Origin of the sequence: Nonomuraea sp. PA05 (assembly GCF_008086045.1) — a bacterium.
GTDB lineage: Bacteria > Actinomycetota > Actinomycetes > Streptosporangiales > Streptosporangiaceae > Nonomuraea > Nonomuraea monospora.
On record NZ_VSEY01000023.1, the window covers coordinates 117,156 to 143,761 of the forward strand.

At 71.2% G+C, this 26,606-nt stretch carries 25 protein-coding genes; 12 read left to right on the forward strand and 13 right to left on the reverse strand.

Going from position 1 to position 26,606, the window contains the following annotated elements; all coding sequences use genetic code 11:
* Positions 1–9: 9 nt before the first annotated feature.
* The 3 genes from FXF51_RS33020 to FXF51_RS33030 all read right to left on the reverse strand — a co-directional run bounded on the left by FXF51_RS33020 (position 10) and on the right by FXF51_RS33030 (position 4,436).
* The gene (locus FXF51_RS33020) at positions 10–2,295 is read right to left on the reverse strand and encodes a TIM-barrel domain-containing protein (protein ID WP_148438603.1); all 2,286 of its coding nucleotides are present in this window, start codon (positions 2,293–2,295) and stop codon (positions 10–12) included.
* Positions 2,296–2,402: 107 nt separating this feature from the next.
* Positions 2,403–2,936: a hypothetical protein gene (locus tag FXF51_RS33025; RefSeq protein WP_148438604.1), complete on the reverse strand. Its 534-nt coding sequence runs from the start codon at positions 2,934–2,936 to the stop codon at positions 2,403–2,405.
* Positions 2,937–3,047: 111 nt separating this feature from the next.
* Entirely contained in the window at positions 3,048–4,436 is a 1,389-nt protein-coding gene (locus FXF51_RS33030) for an NAD(P)H-quinone dehydrogenase (RefSeq protein ID WP_148438605.1), read from the reverse strand.
* Positions 4,437–4,627: 191 nt separating this feature from the next.
* Between FXF51_RS33030 and FXF51_RS33035 the strand changes: the two genes are divergently transcribed.
* Positions 4,628–5,119 (forward strand): gamma-glutamylcyclotransferase, encoded by a 492-nt coding sequence (locus FXF51_RS33035; protein ID WP_262380005.1) that lies wholly within the window; start codon positions 4,628–4,630, stop codon positions 5,117–5,119.
* Between the two features lie 4 nt (positions 5,120–5,123).
* On the opposite strand, the gene FXF51_RS33040 is transcribed toward FXF51_RS33035, so the two are convergent.
* Positions 5,124–6,428, reverse strand: coding sequence for an MFS transporter (locus FXF51_RS33040; RefSeq protein ID WP_262380006.1), 1,305 nt, complete (start codon positions 6,426–6,428; stop codon positions 5,124–5,126).
* Between the two features lie 94 nt (positions 6,429–6,522).
* Between FXF51_RS33040 and FXF51_RS33045 the strand changes: the two genes are divergently transcribed.
* From FXF51_RS33045 to FXF51_RS33070, 6 genes are all read left to right on the forward strand, one after another.
* Positions 6,523–7,518 carry an Lrp/AsnC family transcriptional regulator gene (locus tag FXF51_RS33045; protein ID WP_262380007.1) on the forward strand — a complete coding sequence of 332 codons (996 nt, stop codon included), beginning with the start codon at positions 6,523–6,525 and terminating at the stop codon, positions 7,516–7,518.
* Positions 7,515–8,831 (forward strand): M20/M25/M40 family metallo-hydrolase, encoded by a 1,317-nt coding sequence (locus FXF51_RS33050; RefSeq protein WP_148438607.1) that lies wholly within the window; start codon positions 7,515–7,517, stop codon positions 8,829–8,831. Before FXF51_RS33045 ends, FXF51_RS33050 begins: the two co-directional genes overlap by 4 nt.
* A 2-nt stretch (positions 8,832–8,833) precedes the next feature.
* Positions 8,834–9,637 carry a purine-nucleoside phosphorylase gene (locus FXF51_RS33055; RefSeq protein WP_148438608.1) on the forward strand — a complete coding sequence of 268 codons (804 nt, stop codon included), beginning with the start codon at positions 8,834–8,836 and terminating at the stop codon, positions 9,635–9,637.
* Positions 9,634–11,262, forward strand: coding sequence for a phospho-sugar mutase (locus FXF51_RS33060; protein WP_148438609.1), 1,629 nt, complete (start codon positions 9,634–9,636; stop codon positions 11,260–11,262). Before FXF51_RS33055 ends, FXF51_RS33060 begins: the two co-directional genes overlap by 4 nt.
* Entirely contained in the window at positions 11,259–11,975 is a 717-nt protein-coding gene (locus FXF51_RS33065; RefSeq protein WP_148438610.1) for a hypothetical protein, read from the forward strand. Before FXF51_RS33060 ends, FXF51_RS33065 begins: the two co-directional genes overlap by 4 nt.
* Positions 11,976–12,063: 88 nt before the next feature.
* A complete protein-coding gene (locus tag FXF51_RS33070; protein WP_148438611.1) occupies positions 12,064–13,467 on the forward strand; it encodes an ATP-binding protein in 1,404 nt (467 codons plus the stop codon).
* 26 nt (positions 13,468–13,493) lie between these two features.
* Here the strand turns inward: FXF51_RS33070 and FXF51_RS33075 are convergent, their stop codons facing one another.
* The 3 genes from FXF51_RS33075 to FXF51_RS33085 all read right to left on the reverse strand — a co-directional run bounded on the left by FXF51_RS33075 (position 13,494) and on the right by FXF51_RS33085 (position 15,860).
* Positions 13,494–13,979, reverse strand: coding sequence for a GyrI-like domain-containing protein (locus FXF51_RS33075; protein WP_148438612.1), 486 nt, complete (start codon positions 13,977–13,979; stop codon positions 13,494–13,496).
* A gap of 10 nt (positions 13,980–13,989) precedes the next feature.
* Complete coding sequence (locus FXF51_RS33080; protein ID WP_148438613.1) at positions 13,990–14,928, reverse strand: sigma-70 family RNA polymerase sigma factor; 939 nt, start codon at positions 14,926–14,928, stop codon at positions 13,990–13,992.
* 116 nt (positions 14,929–15,044) lie between these two features.
* Entirely contained in the window at positions 15,045–15,860 is an 816-nt protein-coding gene (locus tag FXF51_RS33085) for a MerR family transcriptional regulator (RefSeq protein ID WP_148438614.1), read from the reverse strand.
* 75 nt (positions 15,861–15,935) lie between these two features.
* Here FXF51_RS33085 and FXF51_RS33090 point away from each other — a divergent pair, with 75 nt between their 5' ends.
* Genes FXF51_RS33090 through FXF51_RS33100 form a run of 3 tightly spaced genes read left to right on the forward strand, consistent with a single transcriptional unit; the run spans position 15,936 to position 18,869 of the window.
* Positions 15,936–16,640: a TetR/AcrR family transcriptional regulator gene (locus FXF51_RS33090; protein ID WP_187414694.1), complete on the forward strand. Its 705-nt coding sequence runs from the start codon at positions 15,936–15,938 to the stop codon at positions 16,638–16,640.
* On the forward strand, positions 16,600–18,081 hold the full coding sequence (locus FXF51_RS33095; RefSeq protein ID WP_262380008.1) for an AMP-binding protein: 1,482 nt from the start codon (positions 16,600–16,602) through the stop codon (positions 18,079–18,081). The genes FXF51_RS33090 and FXF51_RS33095 overlap by 41 nt, the downstream gene beginning before the upstream one ends.
* Positions 18,078–18,869 carry an enoyl-CoA hydratase/isomerase family protein gene (locus FXF51_RS33100; RefSeq protein WP_148438616.1) on the forward strand — a complete coding sequence of 264 codons (792 nt, stop codon included), beginning with the start codon at positions 18,078–18,080 and terminating at the stop codon, positions 18,867–18,869. The genes FXF51_RS33095 and FXF51_RS33100 overlap by 4 nt, the downstream gene beginning before the upstream one ends.
* Here FXF51_RS33100 and FXF51_RS33105 read toward each other — a convergent pair.
* From FXF51_RS33105 to FXF51_RS33120, 4 genes are all read right to left on the reverse strand, one after another.
* A complete protein-coding gene (locus FXF51_RS33105) occupies positions 18,803–19,414 on the reverse strand; it encodes a PH domain-containing protein (protein ID WP_187414695.1) in 612 nt (203 codons plus the stop codon). The two genes, FXF51_RS33100 and FXF51_RS33105, sit on opposite strands and share 67 nt — an antisense overlap.
* Entirely contained in the window at positions 19,411–20,484 is a 1,074-nt protein-coding gene (locus FXF51_RS33110; RefSeq protein ID WP_148438618.1) for an adenosine deaminase, read from the reverse strand. The genes FXF51_RS33105 and FXF51_RS33110 overlap by 4 nt, the downstream gene beginning before the upstream one ends.
* Before the next feature lie 70 nt (positions 20,485–20,554).
* Positions 20,555–20,908, reverse strand: coding sequence for a cupin domain-containing protein (locus tag FXF51_RS33115; protein ID WP_148438619.1), 354 nt, complete (start codon positions 20,906–20,908; stop codon positions 20,555–20,557).
* Between the two features lie 5 nt (positions 20,909–20,913).
* Positions 20,914–21,498 carry a hypothetical protein gene (locus FXF51_RS33120; protein ID WP_148438620.1) on the reverse strand — a complete coding sequence of 195 codons (585 nt, stop codon included), beginning with the start codon at positions 21,496–21,498 and terminating at the stop codon, positions 20,914–20,916.
* Between the two features lie 104 nt (positions 21,499–21,602).
* Between FXF51_RS33120 and FXF51_RS33125 the strand changes: the two genes are divergently transcribed.
* The gene (locus FXF51_RS33125) at positions 21,603–23,390 is read left to right on the forward strand and encodes a hypothetical protein (RefSeq protein WP_148438621.1); all 1,788 of its coding nucleotides are present in this window, start codon (positions 21,603–21,605) and stop codon (positions 23,388–23,390) included.
* Between the two features lie 37 nt (positions 23,391–23,427).
* Here the strand turns inward: FXF51_RS33125 and FXF51_RS33130 are convergent, their stop codons facing one another.
* Entirely contained in the window at positions 23,428–24,831 is a 1,404-nt protein-coding gene (locus FXF51_RS33130) for an MFS transporter (RefSeq protein WP_148438622.1), read from the reverse strand.
* Positions 24,832–24,918: 87 nt separating this feature from the next.
* Here FXF51_RS33130 and FXF51_RS33135 point away from each other — a divergent pair, with 87 nt between their 5' ends.
* Positions 24,919–25,317: a MarR family winged helix-turn-helix transcriptional regulator gene (locus FXF51_RS33135; protein WP_148438623.1), complete on the forward strand. Its 399-nt coding sequence runs from the start codon at positions 24,919–24,921 to the stop codon at positions 25,315–25,317.
* Here FXF51_RS33135 and FXF51_RS33140 read toward each other — a convergent pair.
* Positions 25,304–26,584 (reverse strand): thymidine phosphorylase, encoded by a 1,281-nt coding sequence (locus FXF51_RS33140; RefSeq protein ID WP_148438624.1) that lies wholly within the window; start codon positions 26,582–26,584, stop codon positions 25,304–25,306. The two genes, FXF51_RS33135 and FXF51_RS33140, sit on opposite strands and share 14 nt — an antisense overlap.
* Positions 26,585–26,606: the final 22 nt, after the last annotated feature.

Sequence of the window (26,606 nt, forward strand, 5' to 3'; positions counted from 1 at the left end):
AGGGGGGTGTTACGAGATGACGGCCCGCGCGGGAGCTCCGGCCACCGGGGCGATCTCCACCCCGGTGACGCGCTTCGGGCCGGTGACGGCGACACGCAGCTCCTCGCCGTCCCTGGTGGCGGCGGCGACCGTCACGCCGTCCGCGTCGTGGATTTCTACCGTGCCGTCGCCGCCCCCGAAGGCGACGAGGGCGATCTCGGCCGGCACGTCCACCGTGTCCCGCTGCTCCTGGACAGGGATGAGCGCGCCATGCCGGACGAACAGGGGGATCTGGTCGAGCGGCTTGCTGACCGTGACGTAACGGGCGCCCTCCAGCACCTCGTTCGTCCAGTAGTCCACCCACAGGCCGCGCGGCAGGTACACCTGACGGGTGCCCTCCGGCGCGGTCATGGGGGCGACGAGCAGGTCGCGGCCGAGCAGGTACTGCAGGTCGGCCTGCCAGGCCACCGGGTCGTCGGGGAAGTCCACGCACAGCGCCCGCATCATCGGCGCACCCGTGCGCGCGGCCTCGACGGCCGCCGAGTAGAGGTAGGGCATCAGCCGGTAGCGCAGCCTGAGCGCGGCCACGGCCTCCGCCTCGACCTCGGGGAACTCCCACGGCTCCCTGGTCGTGGTGCCGTGCAGCCGCAGCAGCGGGGACAGCGCGCCGAACTGGCTCCAGCGCACGTACAGGTCGTCCGTCGGGCGCCCGGTGAAGCCGCCCGCGTCGTGGCTCCAGAACGGCACGCCGGACAGGCCGTGCGCGAGCCCGCCCCTGATCGTGCTGCCCATGGCGGCGTAGCTGGTGTAGGTGTCGCCGCCCCACTGGGCGCTGTGGCGCTGCCCGCCCAGGTACGACGAGCGCGCCCAGACCAGGTCGTGCCCGTTGACCTCGCGGGTGACCTCGGCGACCAGATCGTTGAACAGCAGCGTGTAGACGTTGTGCAGGTCGGCGCCGGTCATGCCGTTGTGCGCCACGGCGTCGCCCGGCACGCCCTCGGCGAAGTCGGTCTTGAAGACGGCCACGCCCTGGCGCAGCAGCGGGCGCAGCAGGCCCTGGAACCACTCGGCGGCGGCCGGGTTGGTGAAGTCGATGATGCCGCAGGCCGGGAACGAGCCGTGCCAGCAGTCAGCGACGTACACCTGCCCCGCCTGGTTCAACAGGAAGTACCCGGCCTCGGCGGCCTCGCGGAACGCCGGGCTGAGGTGCGAGATGTAGGGGTTCATCCACAGGCAGACCTTGAACCCCATGCCGTCCAGCTCGGCGAGCATGCCGTCCGGGTCGGGGAAGTTCACCGCGTCCCACTTCAGCTCCGACCAGTGCCCGTCGGCCTGCCAGTAGGTGTCCAGGTGCAGCACGTCGCACGGGATGCCGCGTTCTCTGATCGTGCGCGCCCTGGCCAGCACCCGCTCCTGGCTGTCCACGCAGAACCCGGAGGAGATCCACGTGCCGAACGCCCACTTCGGCGGCAGTGACGGCCGGCAGGTCAGCAGGTCGTAACGGTCCAGGATCCCGGCCGGGGAAGGCCCGGCGATCACGTAGTAGTCGAGCACGTCGTCGGGCACCACGATCTGCACCGCGCTGTGCGTCGACTGGCACACGTCGAACTCCGTGGGCGCGCCGCTGTCCACCAGCACGCCGTAGCCCCTGCTCGACAGGTAGAGCGGCACGTTCTTGTAGGCCCGCTGCGACTCGGCCCCGAAGGCGTCGAAGTTCCACATGACCGGGCGCTGGCCGCGCTTGTCCAGCCGGGTGAACGACTCGCCGAACCCGGAGAACGCCTCGTCGGGGGCGGCGACGAAGCTCTCGTGATAGGCCACGGCCGTACCGGCGGAGCTGGAGCGTCCGAACGGCAGCGTGCGCAGCCTGCCGCTGATGTCGATGTGCCCCCTGTCCTGCTCGACCAGCGTCCGCCCCGCCGCGTCGGTGAAGCGCAGGTGCCAGGGGTGCAGGCTGATCTCGGCCCGCAGCGAGCCGGCGTCGATCACGATCGGCGCGCCGGTGGCCGCCTCGACACGTGCCCCTGAGTACATGCCGGGCGACACCAGCGCGATGGCCCGCTCGGAACGCGGCCTGGCGGTCGCGTCCTCCGACAGCCGGACCCTGATGACCCCCTCGCCCGCCACGCCCACCTGGACGACCAGCGTCTCCTCCGCCGAGGTGACCGCCTTCAGCATCACCTCGGCGCCGTCGGCCGCGACCAGTTCGGCGGAGGTGAGCGCGGACAGGCCGCCCTCGCCCCGCTCACGGACCGGCAACTCGGGCGGGTCGGCGACGAAGTACTCGTGCGCGACCAGCGGCGGGCGATAGGGCATGGAAGCTCCTTCAGAACGGCTGCGCCAACTCGTGACTTAGTTTGGTGTCCATACCAACAAAGGTCAACCGTTGACGTGGCCGGGCCCGGAGCTTCCTGACCGCGCTCCTACAGGCCGATGCGCGCGGACAGCGTGAAGTCCGTGCGCGAGCCGCTGAAGAGCGTCGTGTCGGTGACGGCGGCCTGGCGGAACACGGCGGCCCCGCTCGTGGGCAGCGTGACGTTCGTCAGAGCACTGGCGGGCACGACGGTGTCGCCCACCGTCTTGTTGCCGGGCGAGTCGAACAGCAGCGTGAAGAAGCTGTCGTCGCGGTAGCGCACCCTCGCGTTGCCGACGGCGTCCATCGACACCTCCCAGCTGACGATGCCCTTCATGCCGCCCTTGGGCGCCGACGGGTTGCTCAGCCCCTCGACCACGAAGGTCTTGGACTGCCCTGGGCTCAGTAAGACGCTGCGCTGGAACGGGGTGCACGTGTTGAAGTTCCTGATCGTGTCCTTGGTGCAGACCGTCATGAGCGTGCTGATGTTCTGGGCCCCCATGGCGCTGGTGGCGGAGGCGGTGCCGGCGGGACCGCCGGCGAGGATGGCACCCGCCGCGGCCACGGTGGCGGTCGCCGCGAGTACTCGGTTTCTGAAAGCCACGGGACTACTCCTTCTGTGTTGAATGTCCCTGGTGCGCTCTCACCGTAGAAACCGATGGCCCTTGCCGGTGCGTGCAAATACGCACTGACGGCATGAGGCATCTCACATGTGCTAGATGGACACTCCCGGCTGCATCAGCCGCCTGGCGGCCTCGGTGATCGAGCCCGACAACGACGGGTAGACCGCGAACGTGTGCGCGAGCTGGTCGACGGTCAGCCGCTGCTGCACCGCCACCGACACGGCCAGGATCAGCTCGGACGCCCGGGGCGCCACGACCACGCCACCCAGCACGATGCCGGTGTGCGGGCGGCAGAACAGCTTCACGAACCCGTCGTTGAAGCCCTGCATCTTGGCCCGCGCGTTGGTGGCCAGCGGCAGCTTGACCACGTTCGCCTCGATCTCGCCGGCCTCGATGGCCCGCTGGGCGACGCCCACGGCCGCGATCTCGGGGTCGGTGAAGATGTTGGAGGACACCGTGGCCAGCCGCAGCGGCTGCACGGCCTCGCCCATCGCGTGCCACACCGCGATCCGGCCCTGCATGGCGGCGACGGAGGCCAGCATCAGCACGCCCGTGCAGTCGCCGGCGGCGTACACGCCGGGCGCGGAGGTGCGCGAGACCTTGTCGACCTTGACGAAGCCGCCCCTGTCGAGCTGCACCCCGGCCTCCTCCAGGCCGATGCCGGAGGTGTTGGGGATCATGCCGACGGTCATCAGCGCGTGCGAGCCCTCGGCGGTGCGCCCGTCCTCCAGCGTCACGACCACCCCGTCGGCGGTGCGCTTGACGGACGAGGCCCGCGAGCGCCCCATGACGTTCATCCCGCGCCGCCGGTAGACCTCCTCCAGCACCTCGGCGCCGTCGGCGTCCTCGTTGGGCATCATCCGGTCGCGGCTGGACACCAGCGTGACCTCGGCCCCCAGCGAGCGGTAGGCGCCCGCGAACTCCGCCCCCGTCACCCCGGAGCCGACCACGATCAGGTGCTCGGGCAGCTCCTCCAGGTCGTAGAGCTGCCGCCAGGTGAGGATGCGCTCGCCGTCGGGCTCGGCGCCCGGCAGCACGCGGGGCGTCGCCCCGGTCGCCACCAGCACCACATCGGCCCTGATCGTACGGTCGCCGGCCTTGACCACCTGCGGGTCGACCAGCCGGCCGCGCGCCTTGATGATCTCCACGCCCTCGGCCTCGACCCGCGTCGCGATGTCAGCCGACTGCGCCTGCGCCAGCTCCTTGACCCGCTTGTTGACCAGCGGCAGATCGACCCCGACCACTCCGGCGTCGCCGTCGGACCCGCCGGAGAACGACACGCCCAGGGACGCGGCGTCGAGCAGCGCCTGCTTGCGCACCGAGGTCGCGATCAGAGTCTTGGACGGCACGCAGTCGGTCAGCACGCACGCGCCGCCCGGGCCGTCCTGCTCGACCATCGTGACTTGCGCGCCTAGCTGAGCGGCCACCAACGCCGACTCGTAGCCGCCTGGTCCGCCACCGATGATCACGATCCTCGTCACGTGTCCCATTCTCCCGCACCGCCCAGCCGAAGCGACAACGGGGCCGTGATCACCGCCGCGGGCCGTCGTCCGAGCGCCGGCGGACACGACTCTCCCCGCCGCCCGATTCGGTGGACCGGCGCGGCGCCCAGGCGTGGCAGGATGGCGCGGGTAGCTGGATGACGAGTGGCACCCGGCGGGAGGGGTGGATCGTGGCATGGCCTTCAGACCGTTCGGGCAAGCCGAGTGATCTCAAACTGTACGGCGCGTACGGCACCAACATGGATCCCGAGCAGATGGCGATGCGCGCCCCCCACTCACCGATCTGGGGTGTGGGCTGGCTGCCCGGCTGGCGCCTGACGTTCGGCGGCATGGACCTCGCCTGGGAGGGCGCGATCGCCACCATCGTCGAGGCCCCCGACGAGCACGTGTTCGTGGTGCTCTACGACGTGCCCGACTGGGAGGAGACCTCGCTCGACCAGTGGGAGGGCGCGGTGCGCGGCGCCTACCACAAGGTGCGGCTGCGGGTGCAGACGCTCGACGGCGAGGTCGTGGCCTGGTTCTACGTGCTCGACGGCTACGAGGGCGGCCTGCCCTCGGCCCGTTACCTGGGCAGCCTGGCCGAGGCGGCCGAGCGCGCGGGCGCCCCCGACGAGTACGTCAAGGAGTTGCGGGAGCGCCCCTGCACCTCGTTCGGCGGCTGAGGGGTCAGCGCAGCGGCTGGTCCTTGGTCTCCTTCAGCACGAAGAGATAGACCAGCGTCGAGACGAGCGCCAGCGCCGACATGTACCAGGGGAAGAGCCCGGGGTTCTTCGCCTCCTGCAGCGCGGTGCCGATCAGCGGGGCGGTGCCGCCGAAGAGGGCCACTGTCAGCGAGTACGGGAACCCGGCCCCCGCCGCCCGCACCCGGGTCGGGAAGAGCTCGGAGTTCACCGCGGCCGAGATCGAGGTGAAGCAGCCGAGGAACACCATGCCGACGAGCTGCACGACCAGCAGGCTCGCGTAGGAGTCGGTGAGCAGGCCGAGCAGCGGCACGGGCAGGATGAGGAACCCGAGCCCGAACGTGATCAGCATCGGCTTGCGCCCGACCCGGTCCGACAGCATGCCGAGCAGCGGCTGCAGGATCATGAAGAAGACCAGCGAGATCGTGCCGATCTGCAGCGAGTCCGCCTTGTCGAAGCCGACGGTGATCTGCGCGTAGGTGGGCAGGAAGCTGGTCCACGTGTAGTAGGCGACGGTGCCGGCGACCGTGATGCCCACGATCGTGGCCGCCGACCTCGGGTAGTGCTTGAGGAAGTCGAACAGCTTGGGCCGCTCGGCCTCGCCCCGCCTGATCTCCTCCGCCACGGCCGAGGTCTCGTCGGCGCCCTTGCGGATCCACAGGCCGACGAGGCTGAGCACGGCGCCCACGAAAAACGGGATGCGCCAGCCGTAGGAGTCCATGTCGGCGTCGATGAGGCTGGTGGCCAGCACCGCGGCCAGGCCCGAGGCGAGGAGCTGGCCGATGGTGGTGCTGACGTACTGGAAGCTCGAGAACAGGCCGCGGCGGCCGTGCGGGGCCGACTCCACCAGGAACGTGGTGGCGGCGGCGAACTCGCCACCGACCGACAGGCCCTGGATGAGCCTGGCCAGGGTGAGGATGATCGGCGCGAGCAGGCCGACGGCCGCGTACGTCGGGGTCAGGCCGACGAGCAGCGAACCGGCGCCCATCAGGACGATGGTGAACGTCATGGCGTTCTTGCGGCCGTACCTGTCGGCGAAGGCGCCGACGAGCAGGCCGCCGAGCGGGCGCATGAAGAAGCCCACGGCGAAGACGGCGAACGAGCTCAGCAGCGGCACGAGGCTGTTGGCGGAGCCCTTCGGGAAGACCTGCTCGGAGAAGTAGACCGCTAGGAACGTGTACGCATACCAGTCGTACCACTCCACGACGTTGCCGATGCTGGCGGCCATGAGCTGGCGGACGCGGCTCTTGGGGATGCCGAGTGGTGATGGCGCGAGGGGGGAGGTCGCCACGTGGGCTCCTTTGCTGACAAGTGCGTGATGGCCTACTGTGCATTCGGGCGACCGAAACAGTCAAATATTCCCCGAAATATTTAACTTCCCGACAATGAAACGGGTGCAGGTGGACGTTCTCGACCAGCGGCTCGTGGCCGCGCTGCAAGTCAGCCCCCGCGCGTCGTGGGGTGAGATCGGCCGGGCAGTGGGCGAGCACGAGCGCACGGTCGCCCGTCGGCTGCAGCGGCTGATCACCGACGGCGTGGTCCGCGTCACGGCCATCTACGACGACCTGCGCACCGGGCACGGGCGGCCGGTGCACCTGCACGTCCAGGTGCGGCCCGGCACGGCGGCGCAGGTGGCCAAGGCGCTGGCCGACCGGGCCGACACGCGCTCGGTCTACTCGCTGACCGGGGCCGCCGACCTCGGCTGCGAGCTGGTCTCGCCGTCCAGGGAGGACCTGCACCGCATCCTGTCCTCGCAGGTCTCCGACATCGACGGCGTGGTGCAGACGCAGACCCAGGTCGTGCTGCACACGTTCAGGACCGTCGCCGAGTGGCACGCCCCCTACCTGACCGAGCGGGAGGTGGCCGAGCTGCGGCCCGGCCCGCCCGCCGACCACCTGCCCGACGAGGAGGGGCTGTCACCCCTGGAGCAGGAGATCGCCGAGCTGCTCACCGCCGACGGCCGGATCGCGTTCACCGCCGTCGCCGAGCGGCTCGACATCTCCGTGCCGACCGCGCGCAGGCGCGTCACGTCCCTGATCGAGCGGCGGCTGCTGCTGCCCCGCGCCGAGGTGGAGCCCGCGCTGCTCGGCCTGGAGGTCGAGGCCATGCTGTGGCTGAAGGTCCGCCCGCACGGCCTCGATCTGGTCGGCCAGGAACTGGCCGCGCACCCCAGCGTCCGTTACTGCGCCGCCACGACGGGCACGCATTCACTCATCGTGCAGGTCGTGGCGGCGCACGAGGCGGCGCTCTACCGTTTCATGACCGGCGTCGTCGGCCGGTACGACGAGATCACCGACGTCGACCTCACGCTGATCACCCGCGCCTACAAGCGCGGTCACCTCCACAAGTCCGGACTGCTCACACTGGAGAGAACACCATGACCCCTGCTTCGACCCCTGCTGAGAAGGAAGTCGCCGACCTGTGCGTGGAGCTGATCCGCGTCGACAGCAGCAACTACGGCGACGGCAGCGGCCCCGGCGAGCGCGCCGCGGCCGAGGTCGTCATGTCGAGGCTGGCCGAGGTCGGGATCGAGGCCACCTACGTCGAGAGCGAGCCGGGCCGCGGCAACGTGATCACCCGCATCGAGGGCACCGACCCGTCGCTGCCCGCCCTGCTCGTCCACGGCCACCTGGACGTCGTGCCGGCCAACGCCGCCGATTGGACGGTCGACCCGTTCGCGGGCGAGGTGCGCGACGGCTACATCTGGGGCCGCGGCGCCGTGGACATGAAGGACATGGACGCGATGATGCTGGCCGTCCTGCGCCAGATCAAGCGCGAGGGCCGCAGGCCGCGCCGCGACCTCGTCTTCGCCTGGGTGGCCGACGAGGAGGCCGGCGGCGTGTACGGCGCCAAGTACCTCACGGCGCACCACCCCGAGCTGTTCGAAGGCGTCACCGAGGCGATCAGCGAGGTCGGCGGCTACTCGCTGGAGGTCGACCCGTCGCTGCGGCTCTACCTCATCGAGACGGCCCAGAAGGGGCTGGCCTGGATGAAGCTGATCGCCGACGGCACGGCCGGCCACGGCTCGATGCTGAACGACGACAACGCCGTCACCGAGGTCGCCAAGGCCGTCGCCAGGATCGGCGGCCACGACTGGCCGCTCACCTACACCCCGACGGTGCGCCGCTTCCTCACCGAGGTCGCCGACGCGTTCGGCATCCCGTTCGACGAGAACGACCCTCAGCCGATCCTGGACAAGATCGGGCCGCTGGTGCGCTTCGTCGGCGCGACCCTGCGCAACACCACCAACCCGACCCAGCTCGGCGCCGGCTACAAGTCGAACGTCATCCCCGGCCAGGCCACGGCCGTGGTGGACGGGCGGTTCCTGCCCGGGTTCGAGGAGGACTTCTTCAAGACCATCGACGGGCTGCTCGGGCCGAAGGTGCGCCGCGAGTTCATCCACCATGACATCGCGCTGGAGACCTCGTTCGACGGCGCGCTGGTCGAGTCGATGATCGCGGCGCTGAAGGAGGAGGACCCGGCCGCGCGGGCGATCCCGTACTGCATGTCGGGCGGCACCGACAACAAGACGTTCTTCGCCGACCTGGGGGTGCGCGGGTTCGGGTTCGTGCCGCTGCGGCTGCCCGCCGACATGGACTTCGCCGCGATGTTCCACGGTGTGGACGAGCGGGTGCCGGTGGACGCGCTGCAGTTCGGGGTGCGGGTCCTGGACAGGCTGCTCCTAAACTACTGAAGGTGACCAAAGACGCGTACAGCCTGGCCGATGAGGCCGCCGCGGCGCTCCGCAGCGCCGCGGGCCTCGACACCTTCGATGTGGCCCTCGTCATGGGGTCGGGGTGGGTGCCCGCCGCCGACGCGATCGGTGAGACGGTGCGGGAGATCCCGTTCACCGACCTGCCCAGCTTCCGGGCGCCCGCCGTCGCGGGCCACGGCGGCAAGATCCGCGTCGTGCGCACCTCCTCCGGCCGGCACGCGCTGATCTTCCTCGGGCGCACCCATCTGTACGAGGGGCTCGGGGTGGACGCGGTCGTGCACGGTGTGCGCACGGCGGCGGCGGCCGGCGTACGCACGCTCGTGCTCACCAACGCGGCCGGCGGGCTGCGGCCCGAGACGCAGAACGTCGGCGACCCCGTCCTGATCAGCGACCACATCAACCTGACCGGCGACAATCCGATCACCGGCACCACGTTCATCGACCTCACCGAGGTCTACTCGCGCCGCCTGCGCGCGCTGGTCCGCGAGATCGAGCCGGCCCTGGCCGAGGGCGTCTACGTGGCCTTCCGCGGCCCCACCTACGAGACGCCCGCCGAGATCCGCATGCTGCGCACGCTGGGCGGCGACATGGTCGGCATGTCCACCGTGCTGGAAGGCATCGCGGCCCGCGAGGCCGGCCTGGAGGTGCTCGGCATCTCGCTGGTGACCAACCCTGGAGCGGGCCTGTCGGGCGAGCCGCTCAACCACGAGGAGGTCCTGGAGGTGGGCCGCGCCACGGCCGCCCGCATGGGCGTGCTGCTGGCCAAGGTGGTCGATCGCCTGTGAGCCTCCTGGCGGCGGCCCGCGCCTGGCTGGCGCAGGACCCCGACCCCGACACCCGCGCCGAGCTGTCCGCGCTGATCGAGAACGAGGACCTGCCCGCCCTGGCGGACCGCTTCGCGGCCAAGCTGGAGTTCGGCACGGCGGGCCTGCGCGGCGAACTGGGCGCGGGGCCCAACCGGATGAACCGCGTGACCGTCATGCGCGCCGCCGCCGGCCTGGCCGCGGTGCTCGGGCCGGGCAAGCACGTGGTCATCGGCTACGACGCCCGGCACAAGTCCGACGTGTTCGCCCGCGACACGGCGGCCGTGCTGACGGGGGCGGGCCTGCACGCCTCGCTCCTGCCGCACCCGCTGCCCACGCCCGTGCTGGCCTTCGCCGTCCGCCACCTCGACGCCGACGCCGGCGTGACGGTCACCGCCAGCCACAACCCGCCGCGCGACAACGGCTACAAGGTCTACTGGGGCGACGGCTCGCAGATCACGCCGCCGATCGACGGCGACATCTCGGCCGCCATCGACGCCGTGGGCCGCGTGGACGAATTGCCGCTGAACGGCCCCGGCACGCTGACCGAGCTGGGCGAGAGCATCGTCGACGACTACCTCGCCGCCGTGACCGCGCTGCCTCTCGGCGACGCCCGCGACCTGCGCGTGGCCTACACCCCGCTGCACGGCGTCGGCTCGGCCACCCTCACCGACGCCTTCCTCCAGGCCGGCTTCGAGTGCCCGATGGCGGTCGAGGAGCAGCGCAACCCCGACCCCGACTTCCCCACGGTGGCCTTCCCCAACCCGGAGGAGCCGGGCGCGATGGACCTGGCCGCCGCCCTGGCCGCCAAGCTCGGCTCCGACCTGGTGCTGGCCAACGACCCCGACGCCGACCGGTGCGCGGTGGGCGTGCCGCTGCCCGGCGGCGGCGTGCGCATGCTCACCGGCGACGAGGTGGGCGGCCTGCTGGCCGAGCACGTCATCACGCACACCACCGGCGACCGCATGGTGGCCACCACCATCGTCTCCTCCTCCCTGCTCGGCAAGCTCGCCCGGCGGCACGGCGTCCGCTACGGCGAGACGCTCACCGGCTTCAAGTGGATCATCAAGGCGGGCCCTGGGCTGGTCTTCGGCTACGAGGAGGCGCTCGGCTACAGCATCGGGTCGGACGAGGGCCTGCCGGTCCGCGACAAGGACGGCATCGGCGCGGCCCTCACGGTGGCGGCCATCGCGGCGGCGGCCAAGCGCGACGGCCGCACGCTGCTGGACCTGCTCGACGACCAGGCCCGCCGCTACGGCCTGCACGCCACGTCACAGCTCTCCTTCCGCGTCGCCGACCTCTCGCTGATCGCCGCCGCCATGACCCGCCTGCGCACCGGCAGCACGCCGGAGCTGGGCGGCCTGGCGGTGGAGCGGGTGGACGACCTGGCGCGCGGCGACGGCGGCCTGCCGCCCACCGACGGCCTGCGCTACCGCCTGTCGGACGACGCCCGCGTGGTCGTCCGGCCCTCCGGCACCGAGCCCAAGCTCAAGTGCTACCTGGAGGTCGTCGTCTCGGTCACCGGCACGCCGCGGGAGGCCAGGGCGCTCGCCGAGCAGCGGCTCGACGCGCTCAAGTCCGACCTGACCGCCAGACTGGGCCTGTGACCTTCGAAGCCTTCCTGGCGCGGGCCTTACGTGATCCGCAGGTGCTCGGGGTGGTGCTGAGCGGCTCCCAAGCCCGCGAGGGCGCAGCCACCGCCCACTCCGACCACGACGTCTACCTGATCGTCACCGACGCCTCGGCGGCCACGCCGAGCCGGGGCGCGGTGCTGGACGTGGCGGTGATGACGCTCGACGAGTTCCGCGACCACGCGCTGCCCGGCTCGGGCACCGAGTGGAACCGGTACTCGTTCGCGTACGCCAAGGTGCTGAAGGACGCGGGCGGGATCGGCGAGCTGGTCGCCGCGAAGGGCGCGCTGTCACCCGGGGAGGCGCGCGTGCTGGCGCCGCAGGCGCTGGGCGGCTTCCTCAACGGCGTGTACCGGTGCCTGAAGAACGACCGCGCCGGCGACGCGCTCGGCGCGCGGCTCGACGGCGCCGAGTCCCTGCCGTACTACCTGGAGTACGTGTTCGCGCTGCACGGGCGGGTGCGGCCGTACAACAAGTACCTGGCGTGGGAGCTGCGGCGGCATCCGCTGAGCCTGCCCATGTGGGCGGCGGACGAGCTGCTGCCGCGGCTGGCGGCGGCGCTGTCGCCGGAGGTCGCGCGGGCGGTGCGGGGGCTGCTGAACGAGCTGGAGCCGCATGCGCGGGCCGCCGGGCACGGGGACGTGTTCGACGGGTGGGGGGACGACCTGGCGTTCATGCGCGGCGAATGACCGGCGGAGGTAGGCTGGAGAAGCAACCAAATCTGGTTGTTCCAGATTTGGTTATACCGGATCTGGTTGCTTCTTAGGAGGTCGCCTGATGGACGGCTTCATCGGACGCACGCGAGACCTCGCAAAGCTCGACCGATACCTCGCGCGAGTGCGCAGGAGCGATCGGCCGGGCCGCGCCATCCTCATGCGCGGAAGGCGTCGCGTAGGCAAGTCCCGGCTGGCGGAGGAGTTCATCCGCCGCAGCGGTCTTCCCAGCCTCTTCTACACGGCGGATCCGCAGCCGCAGAGCGATCAGATCGCACAGTTCGCCGCCGAGGTGGCCGCCTCGAATCTGCAAGGCGCATCGCTCTTCGACGGCGTGGCACCCACCTCGTGGGACAGCGCGTTGCGGCTCTTGGCCCAGGCCGTCCCACAGGACTCACCGAGCATCGTGGTCATCGACGAGCTTCCCTACCTGATGAAACAAGACCCCCATCTCGAAGGGAAACTGCAGGGCCTCTTCGACCGCGAGTTCTCCCGCCGTCCCATGTTGCTCATTCTGATCGGCTCCGACCTGTCCATCATGGAGGCGATCAATCAATACGACCGCCCGTTCTACATGCGAGCATCGGAGATGGTGATCAATCCGCTCACTGTCGCCGATGTAGCGGACAAGCTCGGCTTGCCTGCCGCCGAATCCATCGATGCCTACCTGATCACCGGCGGGCTTCCCATGATCTTGGACGAATGGCCTGCCGGTGCCACGGTGACGGAGTTCCTGCACAACGCCATCCCGGATTCGACCTCGGCGCTGACCGTGAGCGGCGAGAGGGTCGTCGCGGCCGAGTTCCCCCCCGAGGCGCAGGCCAGAAGCTTGCTGAAAGCCATCGGGGCCGGGCAACGCACCTTCTCGTCGATCTCCAGGACCGCCGCCGGCATACCGGGCACGTCGCTGCAACGCAGCCTTGCGATCCTGCAGGACAAGCGCATGGTCACGGCGGAGGTTCCGCTGTCCGTCCGCCCCTCCAAGGAACGCCGCTACCACATCGCGGACACCCACCTGCGCTTCTGGCTCTCCTTCATCGAACCAGGCATGGCCGCGATCGATCGAGACCGTGGCGACCTCGTGCTCCAGCGGATCGAACGTTCGTGGACGGCTTGGCGCGGCGCCGCCGTCGAGCCCCTGATCCGCGAGTCCCTTCGCCGCGTGGACGGCCTGCCCGAGAACACCGGCGCGATCGGCGGCTTCTGGACCCGCACCAACAACCCCGAGATCGACCTGATAGGCGCCGACCGGGAGCCCGTCGCCAAGAAGATCACCTTCGCCGGATCCGTGAAGTGGCTGGAGAACCGTCCCTTCGACCACCACGACCTGAGCGAGCTCATCGTCCACCGCTCCCGGATGCCGGGCGCGGACACCTCCACCCCCCTCTACGCCGTCGCCCGCAGCGGCTGCGAGGTGGACGGTGTCACGCACATCACCCCGGAACACCTGCTGGACGCGTGGCGCTGAGCCGGACGCCCAGCGCCTGCGTCCGGTCAGGCCAGGCGGAACTGCAGTTCGGTGTCCCACTCGTGCGGGTCAGGCTGCACCCGGGGATCCGTCTGGAACAGCTCCAGGCGGCACCCCCAGTGCTCCGCCCCGTCCTTCTCCGTCATGTCCCACGCCGGCCCCTGCTCCTCGCCCCACTTCAGGAGCGCCTCGATGGCGCCGGAGAGCTGGTCGGGATGGCCGTGGTGGGTGACGGCGGCGTACCGCCCCGCGGGCAGGACGGCGGCGAAGAGATCGCCCTCGCCCTCCAACGGCGCCGCGACCGGCACGCCCGCCTGCACCACCAGCCGGTCGGCCGCCAGGTCGATGCTCTCGTAACGCAGGAACGGCGCCCCCGCCGGGTACGCGCCCCGTTCGGCCAGCCAGCCGATGATCTCCCCGATGCGGTCCGCGACCAGCCCGAAGGTGGTCATGGTGATGGTGCGGCGCACCCCGATGTACGGGCGCTCGGGAAACTCGATGATGTGTGGCATATTTCCTCCTTCACCCTCCAGTACGGTGCGCGGCCCCGAAACTCATCGGCAGCTCGAAGAGCGGGAACAAACCGGGGTCCAGGTAGGTGGTCTCCCCCGCGATCAGCCCGCCCGAGACCTCCAGCACGACCAGGGCGAACGGCTTGCCGTCCCGGTCGTACTGGCCGAAGGCCGGGCAGCCGTTGGCACGCGTCGGGACCAGGCGGGAGCCCTCGCACGGCGCGCCGGAGGCCAGCAGGATCGCGCGGACGGCCTCGCGGCCCCGCAGCCACCAGGTGAACGGCGGCATGGACGTCGTCGCGTCCTCGTGCAGGAGGGAGACGAGCGTGTCCACGTCGTAGCGTTCGAACGCCGTCACGTACCGGCGCAGCAGCTCCTCGTCCACCTCGGCGTCGAGCGGCGCCACCGCCGGGAGCCTGGACCTGGCGCGCTGGAGCGCGCTGTTGACGGAGGCGACCGTGGTGGCCAGCAGGCCGGCCGTCTCGGCCGCGCTCCACTTGAGCACGTCGCGCAGGATGAGCACGGCCCGCTGGCGAGGCGGCAGGTGCTGCAGGGCCGCCACGAACGCCAGCCGCACCGTCTCGCGCGTCACCGCGACGTCGGCCGGGTCGGCGGGGCCCAGGACGCGGGCGTCCGGGACGGGCTGGACCCAGCGGCCCTCGGGGAGCGGCTCGCCCAGGGCGGCGCCCGGGGTCGCGGCGGGGCCCAGGTCCATGGCGCGGGCGCGGCGCTGCGGGCCTCTGAGCATGTCCAGGCAGACGTTCGTGGCCAGGTGGAACAGCCAGGAGCGCAGCGGGCCGCGCCCGGCGTCGTAGGTGCGCCAGGCGCGGACGAACGCCTCCTGCACGGCGTCCTCCGCCTCGAAGCCCGAGCCGAGCATGCGGTAGCAGTAGCCGGTCAGCTCGGCGCGGTGCCGTTCCAGGTCCTCCGCCAGGTCCGCGCTCAGCACGCGATCGCCTCCATCCGCAGCTCCGTGTCCGCGCTCAGCACGCGATCGCCTCCATCCGCAGCTCCGTGTCCGCGCTCAGCACGCGATCGCCTCCATCCGCAGCTCCATGTCGGCGCTCAGCACGCCGTCACCGCGATCTGCAGCTCCGTGACCCAGGCGTCCCTGTCGGGGGGCACGTGCAGGCTGATCTCCCTGGCCAGGGCGGTGGAGCGGTAGTCGTTCTCCTCGATCCAGTGCGCCAGCGCCTGGAACGTCGACCACGCCGCGTCCATCGCCCCGTGGTGGATGATCGCGCCGGCCGTCTCCATGGCTGGCAGGTCCACCACGTCGAAGCCGTGCGGGCCCGGCTCGGCGTTCACCGGCAGGCAGGCGTGCACCATGACGGAGCCGTCGTCCTCATGGAGGTAGTGGGCGATCCCCGGGCCGGCGATCCGGATGCCGGCGCTCTCCAGCCGCCCGCACAGCTCGTCGAACAGCGGGCTGATGACGGGCGCGATGTGCTCGGGCGCGTAACCGGCGGCCCTGGCGGCGAGCTGGGCGACGCGGGTGCGGGGCACGCTCTTCAGCACGACCTCCGCCGTACGCATCCGCCCCTCCGTCTCGATCGTCCGCAGCCGCGCCTCGACGCTGCGCAGCCTGGCCAGGTCGGCGCTGATCCTGGCCTCCAGCTCGGCCCGGCGCAGCCGCACCATGCCGTGCAGCTCCGCCACGCTGATCTTCTCGTCGAGGAGCGCCCCGACCTGCTCCAGGGTGAAGCCGAGGTCCTTGACCGCGATGATGCGGTTGAGCCTGGCGAGCTGGTCGGCCTGGTACGAACGGTAGCCGGAGACCGGGTCCACGTGCGCGGGGCGCAGCAGGCCGATGGCGTCGTAGTGGCGCAGCATGCGTACGGACACCAGCCCCAGCCGAGCGAACTCTCCGATGCTGAACATAGTCAACTATGGCAATTTTTCATGCCTTGGAGTACCGTCCGGGATGAAGCGGGCGACCGAACGTTCGGTAGGCACATGATCATCAGCAATCTCACCGACCGCGACCACGACGCCGGCGAGCGGATCAGGACGGCGGCCGTGCTGCTGTTCGCGCGGCAGGGCTACGCGGCCACCGGCATCAGAGACCTCGGCAGGGCGGTCAACATGACCAACGCCGGCATCTACCACCACGTCACCAGCAAACAGGCCCTCCTGGCCGACCTCATGCGGGCCGGACAGCGCGGCCTCATCGACTCCACCGAACGCATGCTCGCCCCCCACAGCCGTCCCGCCGACCGCCTCGCCCTGCTCATCGGCTCGCTCACCGCCGTCCACGCCCGCAACCCCATGACGACCCGCGTCATGGACGGCGAGCTGCGCTCGCTCACGCCCGGCTCGGCCGCCCACGACGAGATCATCGGCCTGCGCGACGCGTACGAGGCCCACTGGAAGGACGCGCTGGCCGACGGGGTGGCCGAGGGCGTCTTCCGCGTCGCCGACGAGCGACTCACCCGGCTCGCCCTGATGTCCATGTGCACCGGCACCAGCGAGTGGTACCGCCCCGACGGGCGCTCCACGCTGGAGCAGGTGTGCGCCGAGTTCGTCGCGATCGGCCTGGCCGCCGTCCGCGCATCCGCCGTTCAGCCCGTCGCGACCGCCGACTTCTCCCTGCTGCCCGAGTACCCGTGGGAGCCGCTGGATGACCGAGACGATCCCCGACCTGATGAGGCACGCCGCTAGCACGTACGGCGCGCGCGAGTTCCTCCGCTTCCCCACCACCTCTCTCACCTTCGAAGAAGCCGACGAACGGTCCGACCGGATGGCGGGCACACTGCTCGACAAGGGCGTCCGCGCCGGCGACCGGGTGGCGATCATGATGGACAACGTCCCCGGCTGGCCGCTGAGCTGGCTGGCCGTGCTCAAGGCGGGCGCGATCACCGTCCCGGTGAACGTCCGCTACCGGGCCGCCGACCTGGAGCACGTCCTGCGCGACTCGGGCGCCGTGGCCACGATCACCACCGGCGAGCACGCCCCGCACGTCCCCGGCACCGTGCACCTCCTCGAAGTCTTGCGGGAGGGCACACCCCGCCCCCTTCCCCGCATCACCTCCGACGATGTCGCGAATTTTCAGTACACGTCGGGGACGACGGGCTTCCCCAAGGCCTGCATGCTCACCCACGACTACTGGCTCAGGACCGCCCGCATCGCCGCCGGCCAGGTCGCGCTCCGCGACGACGACGTCTTCATGATCGCGCAGGCGTACTCGTACATGGACCCCCAGTGGGTCACCCTCCTGTGCCTGATGGGCGGCGTCCCCCTGGTGGTGCTGCCCCGCTTCTCCGCCTCCGGCTTCTGGGCCTCGGCCAGGCGGGAGGGGGCGACGCTCACGTACGTGCTGGGCACCATGCCCCTCCTGCTGCACAAGCAGCCACCGAGCCCGCACGACCGCGACAACCGCATGCGCGCGGTGCTCTGCTCGGGCATCCAGCCCGACCTGCACGCCACGTTCGAGGAGCGCTGGGGCGCGCCATGGCGCGAGCTGTACGGCTCCACCGAGAGCGGCCCCGACCTGGTGTCACCCCTCGACGCGACCGACACGGTCGGCACCGGCTCGCTGGGGGTCGCGCCGCCGGGCAAAAAGGTCGTGCTCGACGACGAGACCGGCGAGATCCTGGTCAGAGGCGTCCCGATGATGAAGGGTTACTGGAACCACCCGGAGGCCACCGCCGAGGCGTTCAGGGGCGGCTGGTACCACACGGGCGACCGGGGCGAACGCGACGAGCACGGCCGCCTGCGCCACGTCGGGCGGATCAAGGACATGGTCCGCAGAGGCGGCGAGAACATCTCCTGCGCCGAGGTGGAGCGCGTGCTCGCCGAGCATCCGGCGGTGCTGTCGGCGGCCCTGGTCCCCGTGCCCGACGAGCTGTGGGGCGAGGTGCCGAAGGCGTTCATCCAGCTCCGTCCCGGCCACGCGGCCACCGAGGAGACCGCCATGAGCGTGGTCGGGCACGCCCGGAGCCGCCTGGCCCGCTTCAAGATCCCGGCGTACGTGGAGTTCGTCGAGGAGTTCGCGCTGACCCCGTCGGCCCGCGTCGAGAAGCGCCACCTTCTGGCGCCCGGGCGCGACCAGCGGGCCGCCCCCGCCATCCAGATCCCGCAGACCGGCAAGGAGCAGCGATGATCGACGTGACCGTACGCGACGAGGTGGCCCTGATCACCCTGGCCCGCCCGGACAAGCTCAACGCCCTCACCGCCGCCATGCGCGCGGACCTGGCGGCGGCCGTGCGCGAGCACGGCACGAGCGCCAGAGGCATCGTGGTCACCGGCACCGGCCGGGCGTTCTCGGCCGGAGAGGACATCCATCAGGCCGTCGGCCGGTCGCTGGTCGAGGAGGTGGCGCTGTTCCACGACATGACCAGGGCCGTGCTGGAGACGCGCGTCCCGGTGGTGGCGGCGGTCAACGGGCTGGCCGTGGGCGGGGCCGCCGAGTGGACGCTCTGCTTCGACCTGCGCATCGGCACCGAGACGGCCGAGTACTTCTTCCCGGAGAACCACATCGGCCTGTCGATCTCCAACGCCGCCAGCCTCCTGCTCCTCCGGCTCGTCGGCGGCAGGGCGCTGCGGATGGTGCTCGACTCGACCAGGATGAGCGCCCGCGACGCCCTGGCAGCGGGCCTGCTGGACGAGATCGTGCCCGCCGAGGAGCTGGTGGCGGCGGCGATCGCGCGCGTGCACCGCTGGACCGCCCCCGGCACCGCCACCGCCACGCACCTCGCCCTGCTGCGGCCGTCGCCGGCGGACGTGGAGCGGGCCTTTCAGGTGGAGACGGAGGCGGCCGAGCAGGTGGAGGCCTCGGGCCTCGCCCAGGCGGGCATGGCCGCGTTCGTGAACAGAAGCAGACCTCAGGGGATGACGACGGCGACGATCACCAGCGCGAGAGCGGCCACCAGCACCCCGATCGAGTCGTAGGCCCAGCTCACCCGGACGGGCGCCGCGTCCTGGCCGCGGCGCCTGGCCGACTCGGACCGCTCGCGGATCTGGTCGCCCACCCAGTCGGCGTGCGTCTTGCCGGCGAACGCCTCCATCGCCGCCTGCTCGCCCCTGGACAGCGTCGGCTCGGCCTGGAACCGGCCGCGCCGCTGCGTGGGAGTCCCGCGGCGCTGCGCCTTGGCCCGCTCGCGGGCGCTGCTCATCGGCGTCCACAGCCGCAGCGCCCGCTCCTCGCCGTGCCGCACGGTGATGGCGTGCGACACCGTGACGTCCTCGACGGACGCCCACGGCAGCACGGTGGTGCGGAACGGGTTGCGCCCCACCAGCGCCTCCTCCGTGAAGACGGTGGCGGGGCGCAGCGCGACGGCGTAGACGAGCGCCGTCAGCGCCCCGAGCACGGCCAGCGCGATGAGCGACGGCTTGCCGTTGAAGCGCACGATCAGGTCCCAGACGTTGAACGCGACGAACGCCAGCCACACCCACGCCAGCACGAACGCGGTCTTGGACCGGTAGGTGTGCTTCACGGCTGCCACTTGATCTGCTGGAACCCCGGCTTGATCACGCCGTTGATCAGCGCCAGCCGCTCGTCGAACGGGATGAACGCCGACTTCATCGCGTTCACCGCGAACCACTGCAGGTCGTCCCAGCCGTAGCCGAACGCCTCCACCAGCTTGTGGAACTCCAGCGACACGCTCGTCGAGCTCATCAGCCGGTTGTCGGTGTTGACCGTGACGCGGAAGTGCAGCCGCCGCAGCAGCCCGATCGGGTGGTCGGCGATCGACACGGCGGCGCCGGTCTGCAGGTTGGAGGTGGGGCACATCTCCAGCGGGATGCGCTTGTCGCGCACGTACGCGGCCAGGCGGCCCAGCTTGGCGGTGCCGTCACCGGCGACGGAGATGTCGTCGATGATGCGCACGCCGTGACCGAGCCGGTCGGCGCCGCACCACTGGATGGCCTGCCAGATCGACGGCAGCCCGAATGCCTCGCCGGCGTGGATGGTGAAGTGGGCGTTCTCCCGCTGGAGGTACTCGAACGCGTCCAGGTGCCTGGTGGGCGGGTAACCGGCCTCGGCGCCCGCGATGTCGAACCCCACCACGCCGCCGTCGCGGTAACGCACGGCCAGCTCGGCGATCTCCCTGGAGCGCGCCTGGTGCCGCATGGCGGTCAGCAGCGTGCCCACCCGGATGCGACGGCCGCGCGAGCCCTGCTCGAACCCCTCCAGCACCGCCTCCACCACCTGGTCCAGGCTCAGCCCCTTGGTGGTGTGCTGCTCGGGCGCGAACCGCACCTCGGCGTAGACGACGCCGTCGTCGGCCAGGTCCTGCGCGCACTCGGTGGCCACGCGGACGAGCGACTCGCGGCTCTGCATGACGGCGACCGTGTGGTCGAACGTCTCCAGGTAGCGTTCGAGCGACCCCGAGTCCGAGGCCTCCTCGAACCACTGGCGCAGGTTGTCGGGATCGGTGGTGGGCAGCCGGTCGTAGTCGCTCTCCCTGGCCAGGTCGACGATCGTCTCGGCGCGGAGACCGCCGTCGAGGTGATCGTGCAGCAGGACCTTGGGAGCCCGCCGGATCTCGTCTAGCGTGGGGCTCATCTGGCCATGATATGAGCATGACCCGCCCGCGCCGCCAGCCGTCAGTCCTCGCGCCGTCAGTCCTGTGCCGTCAGTCCTCGCGGCCCGCCGTCTCCGGTGAGAACGCGGGCAGGCACACCGCGATGTACTCCGCCCCCTCGGGCCCGACGCTGTAACGCACCTTCTCCCCCGCCGACGTCACCACGGACTGCCCCGCCTCGACCCGGGTCGTCCCCTCGGCGTGCTCGACGAGCACCGTCCCGCGCAGCACCACGGTGTACTCGGTGAACGACGGCCGCTGCGCCGGCTCCTCCCACCCCGGCGGGGCGGTCATGTGGGCGATGGAGACGGCCTCGTCGCCGCTGCTGACGCGGCCGATGTGCTCGTCGATGAGTTTTCCGCCAGGTACGGGGATGCGGGCCGGGCCCTCGATCTTTCTCACCACGGACGTCAGTGTGCCACGTCGAGGACCAGCCGGCTCGGTGAGCCCTTCTCGGTGAGCTGGAACGGCGCCCGCTTGCCCAGCACCAGCCCGATGCCGACGCGTCCCTCGAAGTCGCCGGTCCTGACGACGCCGGTGAGGTTGTCGAGCCCGGCCTGGTAGACGGGCCCGCCTGCCCAGGTCGGCCGCCCCTGGTCGTCGTGGGCGTTCGCGGGGAAGAGGGTGAGCTGGAGGTAGGCGCCGCCGTGCACGCCGAGGGGCTTGCCGGAGCCGTCCTGGACGAATTCGTCCACCCATCTCACGCTATATCCCGGGATATCTCCCTTGAGGTCCACGACCAACCGGTCATAGGTTGCGTGGGCGGCGTACCGCACGGCCGTCACGACGGCGGGCTCCATCCCTGGCCGCTCGACGTCCACCTCGGTGGTGCTGGTCGGCGTGCCGGGGGTGGCGGTGGCGCTGGAGGTCTGCCGGGGCAGGGTGCCGGCGGTCTGCTGGGCGGTGCCGCATCCGGCGAGCAGGACGGAGAGGCAGGCGAGCGGGGCGACCGCGCGAGCCAGCGGCCGGCCACGGGGCGGGGATGACGAGCGCATGCCCGGTAGATGCCCCAGCCTGCGGGGCTGCAAGCGGCGTTTCCGCAGTTCATCGCGGGGTTCGGTGAGCCTCTACCTCGATCGACCCACAAGGAGTCATATACGTGAGCAAGTCCAATGATTTATCCATCTTCCTGGGTGATTACGGGCCTTCGTTCGTCCGCACCGCGTACCTGCTGACCGGCGACCAGGACCGCGCCAGGAGCCTGGCGATCGACTCGCTGGTGAAGGTGTGCCGCCGCTGGACCGCCGTCCGCGCCAACGGGCCCGCCCTCGTCGTGCTGAGCGAGTTGTACAGGCGGTTCCTGGCCGCCGACGTGCCGCCGCCCGCGACGTACCCGCTGGGCGTGCTGCCGCCCAGGACCCGCGCCGCCTTCGTCGCCCGCCACCACGACGCGCTGCACCCGCAGCAGGTGGCGACGATGACCGGCGTGTGGACGGGCGACCTGGACAGGGAACTGCACCAGGCGCACGCGCACCTCCAGGCCACCCACCCCGAGCTCTTCCCCGCCACCCCGCAGCCCCCGCCCGAGGAGCACGATCCCGGACAGGCCACCTCATCCGGGGAACACCACCCCGAGCGGGCCGCGCCGCCGTTCGAGGAACAGCACCCCGAGTGGGCCGCGCCGTTCGAGGAACAGCGCCCCGAGTGGGCCGCGCCGCCGTTCGGGGAACAGCGCCCCGAGTGGGCCGCGCCGTCCCAGGAGCACGCGGCGGGGCCGCAGGTGCGCGACGGCGCGGAGCCGCGCGGTGGGCTGGTCGCCCTCGTCACCGGCCTGCCCGCCACGCACACCGACGTGGCCGGCGCGGTCCTGGCCCGCATCACCAGGAGCCGCAGGATCCGCGTGGCCACCTGGACGACCGTGTCGGTGGGCACGATGAGCGCGTTCGTGGCCCTGGTCGTGGCGGGCGTGAACTCGATGGCCACCACGTTCGAGCGGGCGATGACCTCGCCGACCAGCTCGTACACGCCGCCCTCCGTGGAAGAGGAGGAGGCGGAGCTGCCCGGCCTGCTGCCGGCCAAGCTGGACGACCCGATCCAGTACGCGTGGCGGGGCTACTGCCGCAGCGAGGGCGAGAACAACGCGAACGACCCCCGGCCCTGCGCCCAGTGGCGGCTGCAGACCACGTCCGGCAACGAATGGCGGCTGGGCGGCGCGCGGGCCGGCTACGACGAGGACAGCGGCGTCACCATGCCCCTGGCCATCAGCCAGGACGGCCGCCGCATCGCCTACCGGCAGCTCAGCGGCCGGTACGCGGTCCGCGACCTGCCCACGGGCGTCGTCAAGCTCATCGACGTCAAGGACGCGCAGGCCACCCCGCACCTCACCGCCTCGCCCAACGGCCGCTTCTTCTCCGTGGACTTCGGCCTGTCCGATGGGGCCACGCTCGACTTCGAGACCGGCGTCACCCACTACGAGCACGGCCAGGAGGTGCACATCCTCGGGGTGACCGACGACGGGACGCGGGCGGTCGCCCAGCAGCGCGACGTCTCCGACGTGCCCGGCCACGCCTCGCTCACCACGTTCCACCTGAACGGCATGCGCGCCCTCGAAGGCGGCTACCGCATCGACCCCGGCCTCATCGGCTTCGGCGGCGCCCTGTCCCCCGACGGCCGCACGCTGGCCCTGATCACGGCGGAGTCCGAGCTCGTCACGATGGACGGCCGCACCGGCCGCATGGGCGGGCCGCGCACGGACCTCTCCGACTACGACGTGATCACCGTCGAGCGCTGGGTCCGCGAGGACGAGGTGCTGGTGCGGTCCTGGGACGACGACGACTACGTGGCGCTGACCAAGGTGAACGTGAAGTCGGGCGACATCACGGAGGTGACCGGCGACTGGGTCGAGTGGCTCGACTACGAGTCCCCGCTGGGCGCGGTCAGGCCGTGATGGAGGGCCCCACCGGGGTTCCGGCGGGGCCCCTGGTTCAGACGGTCTCGTAGACCTGCGCGTTCTCGGCGGGGACGGCCTTGCGGGCGCGCAGTCCCGTCGCCGAGATGGCCAGCCCGACCAGGGCCAGCACCAGCGACACCACGATCGCCGCGCGCAGCGAGCCGATGGACAGCGTCTCGCCGCCGCCCGAGGTGAGCACGGCGGTCACCACCGCCAGCACGATCGCGCCGCCGACCTGGCCGGAGGTGTTCAGCAGGCCGGAGGCCAGGCCCTGCTCGTCGTCGTCCACGCCGTTGGTGGCCTGGATGTTGAGCGAGGGGAACGACAGCGCGAACGCGATGCCCAGCAGGATCATGCCGGGGATCACCATGCCGCCGAGGCTGGGGGTGCGGTCGATGCCGAGGAAGATCGCGTACCCGCTGGCCAGCGCGGCGGCGCCGATCACGATCAGCTTGCCGGTGCCGAACCGGTCGGCGAAGTCGCCCATCTTGGTGGAGGTGACGGCGACGAGCAGGCCGGCGGGCAGGAACGCCATGGCGGTGCCGAGTGCCGACCAGCCGAGCAGGTTCTGGAAGTACTGCATGGCCACGAACTGGAAGGCCACGTACGAGCCCATGAGGATGAGCAGCCCCAGGTTGGCCCGCACGATGTGGCCGGAGCGCAGGATGCCCAGCCGCACCAGCGGGTGGCGGACGCGCAGTTCGGCGAGGACGAACAGGCCGAGCAGGACGGCGACGCCCACCAGCGAGCCGATCGTCTGGAGCGAGGCCCAGCCGGCCTCGGGCGCCTGCACGACGGTGAAGACGAGCAGCAGCATCGACGCGGTGATCGTCACGGCGCCGACCAGGTCGTGACCGCCCTCGGCCCGCTCCTCCCGGCCCTTCGGCAGCACCGTCAACGCGGCCACCAGCGCGATCACGGCGACGGGCACCGGCATGAGCAGCGTCCACCGCCAGCCGATCTCGGTCAGCAAGCCGGACAGCACGAGGCCGAGTGAGTAGCCGCTGGCGCCGCAGGCGGTGAAGATGCTCAACGCCCTGTTGCGCTCCGGGCCCTCGGGAAAGGTCGTCGTGATGATCGACAAAGCGGCGGGCGCGGTGAACGCGGCGGCCACGCCCTTGATGAACCTGGCCGCGATCAGCAATCCGCCGTCGTCCACGACACCACCGAGCAACGACGCCACGGCGAAGACGCCGAGTGCGGCCAGGAACACCCTGCGCCGCCCCAGCAGGTCGGCGGTCCTGCCCCCGAGCAACAGAAGACCGCCATAGCCGAGCACGTAACCGCTGACAACCCATTGCAAGGACGACGTGGTCAGGCCCAGGTCGTGCTGGATGGCGGGGAGGGCGACTCCGACCATCGAGACGTCCAGGGCGTCAAGAAAGATCACTGCGCAGAGCACGGCGAGCGCGCCCCAGCGGGATGAGGAAGAGGACATGAGTCAGAACAATACATGCACGCACATCTAATGCAAGTGCATTTAATGCCGTTGCATGAGTTTTCCCGAAGTGGTAACCTCCGCGACATGGACGAGCGGTTCGTGGTCGACACCTGGCACTACGTCCTGGCCAAACACGCCCAGGCCATGTGCAGGCTGGAGCGCGAGCTGGGCGACCGGCACGGCCTGGGGCCCAGCGAGTTCGAGGTGCTGGATCGGATCGTGCACCACGACAGGAAGCTCCGTATCCAGGAGCTGTGCGAGGAAGTCCACCTCAGTCAGAGCGCGCTCTCGCGCGTGGTGGCCCGCCTGGAGAAGGCCGCGCTCGTCACGCGCGGCGTGTGCGACAGCGACAGACGGGGCGTGTTCGTCTGCATCACCGACGACGGGCGCGCCCGCCACGCCGAAGCCCTGCCGACGCAGCGGGCGGTGCTGGCCGAGGTGTTCGCCGACACCCCGGCCCCCACGGCCACTACTGTGCGGTGATCCGGTCGATGACGAGGGGCAACCGCTCCTCGACCGCCTCCCCCACCGAGTAACCGCCCTCCAACGCCTCCAGCGCCCGCTCGAAGCGGGACGTCTCGTCGGCGTGCAGCGTCATCAGCGGCTGCCCGGCCCGCACCAGATCCCCCGGCTTGGCGTGCAGCTCGATCCCGGCCCCGAACGAGACCGGATCCTCCTTGCGCGCCCGCCCGGCGCCGAGCCGCCAGGCGGCCAGCCCCACGGCGTACGCGTCCAGCCGGGTCAGCACCCCGGAGGCGGGCACCTCCACCGTCATCGTCTCGGCGGCCCTGGGCAGCAGCGCGTCCGGGTCACCGCCCTGCGCGGAGATCATGCGCCGCCACGCGTCCATGGCCGAGCCGTCCTCCAGCGCCTTCTCCGGGTCCTTGCCCGAGGAGATCCCGGCGGCCTCCAGCATCTCCCGCGCCAGCCGTACGGTCAGCTCCACCACGTCGGCGGGCCCGCCACCGGCCAGCACCTCCACCGACTCGGCGACCTCCAGCGCGTTGCCCACGGCCCGCCCCAGGGGCCGGTCCATGGCGGTCATCAGCGCGACGGTACGCACGCCCGCGTCCGTGCCGAGCGCGACCATGGTCTCGGCCAGCTCGCGAGCGGCCGGGACGGTCTTCATGAACGCCCCCGAGCCCACCTTCACGTCCAGGACCAGCGAACCCGTCCCTTCGGCGATCTTCTTCGACATGATCGACGAGGCGATCAGCGGGATCGACTCGACGGTGCCGGTGACGTCCCGCAGCGCGTAGAGCTTCTTGTCGGCGGGCGCCAGCCCCGACCCCGCCGCGCACACCACGGCCCCGGCGGAGCGCAGCACGCCGAGCATCTCGTCGTTGGAGAGCGAGGCCCGCCAGCCGGGGATGGACTCCAGCTTGTCCAGAGTGCCGCCCGTGTGCCCCAGCCCCCGCCCGGAGAGCTGCGGCACGTACGCGCCGCACGCGGCCACCAGCGGAGCCAGCGGCAGCGTGATCTTGTCGCCGACGCCGCCCGTCGAGTGCTTGTCGGCCGTCGGCCGGTCGAGCGCCGACCAGTCCATGCGCTCGCCGGAGCGGATCATGGCCTGCGTCCAGTCGGCGATCTCGCGCCGGTCCATGCCGTTCAGCAGGATCGCCATGGCCAGCGCCGACATCTGCTCGTCGGCCACGTCGCCCCGCGTGTACGCGTCGATCACCCAGTCGATCTGGGCCGTGGCCAGCTCGCTCCGGTCGCGCTTGGCGCGGATGACCTCGATGGCGTCCATGTCACGCGCTCCCGCTGATCTC

Bases quoted from the DNA above. Each gene is read 5' to 3' on its own strand.
- FXF51_RS33020 (WP_148438603.1), bottom strand. From the start codon at position 2,295: ATGCCCTATCGCCCGCCGCTGGTCGCGCACGAGTACTTCGTCGCCGAC.
- FXF51_RS33045 (WP_262380007.1), top strand. From the start codon at position 6,523: ATGAAACGGGTGCAGGTGGACGTTCTCGACCAGCGGCTCGTGGCCGCG.
- FXF51_RS33050 (WP_148438607.1), top strand. From the start codon at position 7,515: ATGACCCCTGCTTCGACCCCTGCTGAGAAGGAAGTCGCCGACCTGTGC.
- FXF51_RS33070 (WP_148438611.1), top strand. From the start codon at position 12,064: ATGGACGGCTTCATCGGACGCACGCGAGACCTCGCAAAGCTCGACCGA.
- FXF51_RS33075 (WP_148438612.1), bottom strand. From the start codon at position 13,979: ATGCCACACATCATCGAGTTTCCCGAGCGCCCGTACATCGGGGTGCGC.
- FXF51_RS33085 (WP_148438614.1), bottom strand. From the start codon at position 15,860: ATGTTCAGCATCGGAGAGTTCGCTCGGCTGGGGCTGGTGTCCGTACGC.
- FXF51_RS33090 (WP_187414694.1), top strand. From the start codon at position 15,936: ATGATCATCAGCAATCTCACCGACCGCGACCACGACGCCGGCGAGCGG.
- FXF51_RS33095 (WP_262380008.1), top strand. From the start codon at position 16,600: ATGACCGAGACGATCCCCGACCTGATGAGGCACGCCGCTAGCACGTAC.
- FXF51_RS33100 (WP_148438616.1), top strand. From the start codon at position 18,078: ATGATCGACGTGACCGTACGCGACGAGGTGGCCCTGATCACCCTGGCC.
- FXF51_RS33110 (WP_148438618.1), bottom strand. From the start codon at position 20,484: ATGAGCCCCACGCTAGACGAGATCCGGCGGGCTCCCAAGGTCCTGCTG.
- FXF51_RS33120 (WP_148438620.1), bottom strand. From the start codon at position 21,498: ATGCGCTCGTCATCCCCGCCCCGTGGCCGGCCGCTGGCTCGCGCGGTC.
- FXF51_RS33130 (WP_148438622.1), bottom strand. From the start codon at position 24,831: ATGTCCTCTTCCTCATCCCGCTGGGGCGCGCTCGCCGTGCTCTGCGCA.
- FXF51_RS33135 (WP_148438623.1), top strand. From the start codon at position 24,919: ATGGACGAGCGGTTCGTGGTCGACACCTGGCACTACGTCCTGGCCAAA.
- FXF51_RS33140 (WP_148438624.1), bottom strand. From the start codon at position 26,584: ATGGACGCCATCGAGGTCATCCGCGCCAAGCGCGACCGGAGCGAGCTG.